Genomic DNA, 5,700 nt, shown 5'->3' with positions numbered 1-5,700 from the left:
TGTTACCTTAACGGGTAATAGTGCTATCGTCGCATTGTCAGGCAATAGCCGGATAAATGTCGCGTAAATGTATCAGTGTGGGTTAGCTGGCTGGTGAACTTTTCAGGTGTACAAATGGGCTACATATTCTCCATAGCCGTTATAAATTAATGTGGGTTGAGTGTCCCAGGAGAAACTCGGACCATTACCAACAATGCGTTCGGTAGCTTGAGACCAACGGGGATGAGGTTTGTTAGGGTTAACATTAGCCACAAAGCCATATTCGTTAGGGACTAAGGTATTCCAAAATGTGGGAGGTTGGTGGTCTAAAAATTCGATTTTGACAATAGATTTAGCGCCTTTAAAGCCGTATTTCCAAGGTAGAACCATGCGTAAAGGTGCGCCATTTTGTTTGGGGAGAGTTTTACCATAAATTCCGGTGGCAAAAAATGCCAATTCATTAGCCATTTCCTGAATGGTTAATCCCTCGGTATATGGCCAGGGATAATTAGTAGCCCAGAAACCAGGACCTTTGGTGATTTTGGGGTCATAAAAGGAAGTGAAGCGGACAAATTTGGCGGCGCTGGTGGGTTCAACGTCGGCCATGAGTAGACGCATGGGAAAACCGACCCAGGGAACTACCATCGCCCAGGCTTCGACACAGCGAAATCGATAGATTCTTTCTTGGAGGGGGAATTTTTGGTGTAAATCATCGATATCGTAGGTGCGGGGATTTTTGACGAGTCCTGAGACTTCTACTCGCCAGTTATCGGTAGGGAGGTTTTGGGCGGCTTCCCAAATAGATTTAGACCCGCCAAATTCGTAGTAGTTGTTATAACGGGTAGCAAGGTCTTCGGGGGTAGTTGCTGATGAGAGATTGAGAAAGTTAGGATTTGGGGCTAGGTTGGGATAGGGGGTTTGGGTAGTCTGGAAGGTGGCAGAAGTGCGATCGCATCCCTGTAGGGGTAAAATAGAGGCGGCCAGTCCGGCTCCGACTACTTGTTTGATAAATTTACGGCGGTTGACAAAGGCTGATTCTGAGGTAATCAGTTTTTCGGGTAGTTGCCAGTCGGGAGATATGCGAATTAGCGACATATATATAGAGTGTTGCGTTTTATTACATGGTTTTTCTGCTAGTGTGGCTACCCAGGTGTGAAAAGCATATCATATAATTGGAATACACCGAAACAATGCCTGGTTATGAGTTACTGCATAAATCCCCAGTGTCAGCACCCGCAGAATTCTCCTGGTCAAAAGACTTGTAAGAGTTGTGGAGCTAGTTTGCGCCTGAAAGACCGCTACCGGATCGTGAGGATTTTAGGAGAAAGTGCTAACAGTCGGACTTTTTTGGCTGTCGATGAGGATAAGCCGTCTAAGCCTCAGTGTACGATTAAGCAATTTATGGGTTCGCCAGAAAATGTTGATTCTGGAACTGGTGAAATCGATTGCTATAAGCATATAGAAGTGGATTTGAGGTTGCGTGCGCGGGAGTTGGAGAGAATTGGTCAGAATACTTTGATTCCAGAACTTTGGGCGAGTTTTGAAGAGGATGGATCTAAGTATTTTGTTCATGAGTATATTCGCGGACGCAATTTGGCTGATGAGTTGGCTAGTGATGGGGTATTTGGAGAAATCCAGATTTGGGATCTACTTACGTCTGTACTTCCGGTGCTAGAGGTTGTCCATGAAAATGGTATTGTTCATGGGGATATTAAGCCGGAGAATATTGTCCGTTCCCCTCAATATAATGGTTATGGGGGTAATCGTTTGTCTCTGGTGGATTTTGGGTCGGCTATTCCTCTGGTGGAAGTTGAACAATACCCTGGTGAACGGATGATGGGAGCGGCGGAATATGTGGCCCCAGAACAAACTCAAGGACATTTTGATGGGAGAAATGATCTGTACAGTTTGGGGGTGACTTGTCTGCACTTAATGACAGATGTTTCGCCTTTTGAGTTGTTTGATGTCAAATCAAATACTTGGGTGTGGCGAGACTACCTTAAACGCCCTGTTAGCCGTCGATTAGGCAGGATTTTAGATAGGTTGGTAGAGCGAAATCCGGCCCGTCGTTATCAGTCAGCATCGGAGGCGATCGCTTCTTTGAAAGGAGGACCGACGGCTGGGGCGTTGGCGGAAAGTTCTGACCAGCAGTGGATTATGACGGCTTGGGGTGGAATTGCGCTCACAATACTGTCTCTAATTTTGGCTTCGCGATTGCCGACTCCGGTTCCCGAAACCCCCAGAAGCCCAGAAATTCCGGTGAGAAGAATGCCGGAGGTTCGCCCTAACTATAACAGAAACAGACCTGATAATTATCGCCGCCGTTATCAGAACAGACAATCTTCTGGGGTGCGGACCTTGCGATCGGGTGATGGGCCGATTTGGTCGATCGCTATTACTCCCGATGGTCAATTGGTAGCTAGTGGTCAGACTGATGGCTCGATTAACTTGGTGGATATTGATACGGGGACTGTAGTTAATACTTTATCTGGTCATAACCAACCGGTTGGTACAATAGCGATCGCTCCTGAAGGTCGATTTTTGGCTAGTGCTGGGGGTGATGGCACTATTCGGATTTGGGACTTGTGGAATAGTCGTCTGGTGCGGGTGTTACCTGGTCATCGGGGTTGGGTTCATGCTTTGGCTTTTAGTCCTGATGGTGCTAGTTTGGCTAGTGCGGGAGGTGATGGGTCGATTCGCTTGTGGAATGTTGACACCGGCTTTGAGGAAAGAACTTTACGGGGTTACGAGGAACAGATACAGGCGATCGCTTTTAGTGCTAATGGTCAAATGTTAATCAGTGGTAGCAGTAATGGTTTGCTGGAATTATGGGATCGGGAAACTGGTGAATTGCGGCGGAGTTTAGCGGCTCATCCTCAAGCTATCTGGTCTTTGGCTGTTAGTCCTGATGGTCAAACTCTGGCTACGGGAAGTTGGGATCGGACTGTCCGCCTCTGGGACTTAAATCGCCTGGAGTTGGAATATTTTACCAGTCTCCCCCTGCAAACTTTGACCGGTCATGATGAGAAAATTCAATCTCTGTCTTTTAGTCCTGATGGTCAAACTCTGGCTAGTGGGGATTTTGACGGTACTGTTAAGTTATGGCAAATCAGGCCAGGGGGCTTAACGGGGACGATTAAAGGTCATCAACACTGGGTGAATGTGGTTTTTAACCCGGTTCAGCCAACTTTAGTTAGTGGCAGTTTTGATAATAGTATTAAGGTGTGGCCAATGGGTTGGTCTCGCGTGGGTCGCCATCCCTAGGGGCTAGTTCTCCAGTCCATCCTCTATTCTACCAGAGTCTTGATAACCCCTCGCCAAGTCTGGTTTGACTGGCGGCGGCGAGAAGGCGACGCACCCTAAGATGATTGTGATTTGACGGTTACAATAATCACGCCGCCTGGCTATGGGTGCATAATCATCGCCGGCTTCCAAACCAGTTTAAAATGCGATTCCATGCCCACCAAGGGTCACGATCGCCCCATTGTTTTTGACAGGATTTACTGCTAATATGGCAGACGTGCCCTCCTGATGGGGTTAGCCATAGGTCAATGGCTTTATTCTGTCTCGCTAACGCTTTTAAATCGGGGATAATACTGGGGTCGAATAGAGGGTCATCTTCGGCATATAAAATTAGGGTGGGTTTGTATAATTGCGGTAAAATCTGCAAGCCACTGGTGGCGGTAAAATAGTCTTCTACTGTGGCAAATCCTAGTTTTTCAATTACTAATTCGTGGTCAAAACTACGAATTGAATTGACTCTGGCGATCGCTTCTGGATTGAAGATATTGGGGTGGTTTGGATTTAGTTGATGGGCGAGTATTTGCAGTTGGCGGGTAATGGCTTTTTCTAAATACTTCCCGACCGGATGATTTTCTAAATAGGCTAGGGATCTATTGGAGTCTAAACTAGGGCAAACTACAGCCGCACCAGCTATGTCTAAATTGCTGGAACTTTGGGCGGCTTTTAACCCCCACAAGGCTAATTGTCCCCCCAAGGAAAAACCTAATAAACTTATGGGGGCTGGACAGCCTAGGGCGAGTGACTGGTTAGCAATTTCTACAAAGTCTTGTCCTTCATATAAGCCGTCAGATTGCAGTGTGGGGGAGAGTTTACCCGTTTGACCGTGGGCGCGCCAGTCGAATAATACTACCGCATAACCATGGGCAAAGGCTTTGCGACCTAGTATTTTTAAAAACCACTGATTTTCTAAGTCTCCTACAATGCCATAAGTGCCAATTATTGTGCCTTGGGGGTTGGGGGGAATTGCATAAATACCAAAGATGGGGACACCCCCCGCCCCGGTGAATATTTTTTGTTGATAGGGGGGGGCGGGTTCGTGGGTGTGATTTTGCCAGGTTTTGCTAATTTGCAGGGCTGTATAAAGGGTCATTATTAACCCGTTTTTAAGGAAAAATGGGGGGCGATAACTGGGAGATGACGACATGATTTGATGGGATGATGATTCTTTATGGTAGGGCTTTTTGATGGATAATTAATTCTACTAAATTATCGATTAGGCGATCGGCTGTCATGGGTAGGGAATCTTGGCTTGGCAAAATCTCTTGGACTACCATATAATGAATCAGGGAGCCTACGAAGATTCGGGCTGTGGCTTCCGGGTCGGTAATAGTCAATTCTTGACAGGTTTTTAAATACTCTTTCAGGGTTTCTATGGCGGGCTTGACTAGGGTTGTTAAAAATACTTGGGCTAGGTCTGGGCGTTTTCCTGACTCGGAGACTATTAACCGGAGCAAGCTAAGATATTCGCGATCGCTTATATTTTCCATTAGTATTCCCTTGGCTAAGTCTCGTAAGACTAACTCTGGTTTCCCTGATAGGGGAGGCGACCTCTCGGAGTTTTTCCGGGGCTATCCTTTTGACTAGGGCGGTAAACAACCCATCTTTGTCGGAAAAATGACTATATATAGGGTTGGTTTGGACACCCCGGCTGCTTGGGCGACTCTATCCATCTGATATATGGGCTTATACCTTGATAGAATCTGCCTTTTAAATCATATATCGGAGTAGGTGCGATCGCATAGTTATTAACTTCTCCCTAGCTAATTAAAAGGAGTTAATCATAGCGGATTTTAGCGAGTTATATTGGCAGTTTAGTTAGGGAAAGATGCCAATCTATAGGGTAATTATAGGCAGTTTTTTAGATAACAATTAACCACATATTATGGCTAGTAAAACTTATCCCAAATCGGTGATACTGGGGTAAATGGAGTTATGGGTTATACATGATAACTGATCACCCCATTTACCCCCCTAGATCAGGTTTTGGCTTGGGAATTCCGCCGGATTACTCTAAGTCCCGACGCTTGGGGTTTCGTGAGGGGTCATTGGATAAGAATCCAAAGATAAATAAGCCTACGAAGAAGAGGACAACGATGTTAACGATGATTTTCAGAGTTACCATTGTTTTATTACTCCCTGGGGAATCTGTTTTTGATTGGGTTATGCAATTTGCACTGTTTTCCCATCATATCTTAATTTGGGCTTTGGTTTAAGGATTTTATGGCTTTCTGGGGCGATCGCTTTCTGAACCAGTGTTGAATAAATAATCAAGCGTACAGCCATGTTTCCCCCACGGTTAAATCATAGCAGATGTGGCGGTGGATGTCAAGGGGATTCGGGGAGAGGTGGCGATCGCTTTCAGTGTTGAATAAATAATCAAGTGTATAGCCATGTTTACCCCATGCTTAAATGATAGCA

5 protein-coding genes and 1 pseudogene are annotated in these 5,700 nt (G+C 45.9%); 1 reads left to right on the top strand and 5 read right to left on the bottom strand.

The window, feature by feature from the left end:
* Positions 1–102: 102 nt before the first annotated feature.
* A complete protein-coding gene (gene msrP, locus ACTIE0_RS22230) occupies positions 103–1,074 on the bottom strand; it encodes a protein-methionine-sulfoxide reductase catalytic subunit MsrP (RefSeq protein WP_006625794.1) in 972 nt (323 codons plus the stop codon).
* A 105-nt stretch (positions 1,075–1,179) separates the two neighbouring features.
* Between msrP and ACTIE0_RS22225 the strand changes: the two genes are divergently transcribed.
* Entirely contained in the window at positions 1,180–3,243 is a 2,064-nt protein-coding gene (locus ACTIE0_RS22225) for a WD40 repeat domain-containing serine/threonine-protein kinase (protein WP_006625793.1), read from the top strand.
* A gap of 154 nt (positions 3,244–3,397) precedes the next feature.
* Here the strand turns inward: ACTIE0_RS22225 and ACTIE0_RS22220 are convergent, their stop codons facing one another.
* The 4 genes and pseudogenes from ACTIE0_RS22220 to ACTIE0_RS22205 form a co-directional block, all read right to left on the bottom strand.
* A complete protein-coding gene (locus ACTIE0_RS22220; RefSeq protein WP_006669711.1) occupies positions 3,398–4,372 on the bottom strand; it encodes a YheT family hydrolase in 975 nt (324 codons plus the stop codon).
* 76 nt (positions 4,373–4,448) lie between these two features.
* Positions 4,449–4,784: pseudogene (locus ACTIE0_RS22215) on the bottom strand (TetR/AcrR family transcriptional regulator C-terminal domain-containing protein); the annotation flags it as partial.
* 503 nt (positions 4,785–5,287) lie between these two features.
* Positions 5,288–5,404: a photosystem II reaction center protein I gene (locus ACTIE0_RS22210; protein ID WP_006616470.1), complete on the bottom strand. Its 117-nt coding sequence runs from the start codon at positions 5,402–5,404 to the stop codon at positions 5,288–5,290.
* Positions 5,405–5,442: 38 nt separating this feature from the next.
* A complete protein-coding gene (locus tag ACTIE0_RS22205; protein ID WP_257720192.1) occupies positions 5,443–5,565 on the bottom strand; it encodes a hypothetical protein in 123 nt (40 codons plus the stop codon).
* Positions 5,566–5,700 lie beyond the last annotated feature (135 nt).

This window comes from Limnospira sp. (genome assembly GCF_051859755.1).
In the GTDB taxonomy this organism is placed as follows: Bacteria; Cyanobacteriota; Cyanobacteriia; order Cyanobacteriales; family Microcoleaceae; genus Limnospira; species Limnospira fusiformis.
This window is presented reverse-complemented; position numbering and strand designations above follow the sequence as displayed.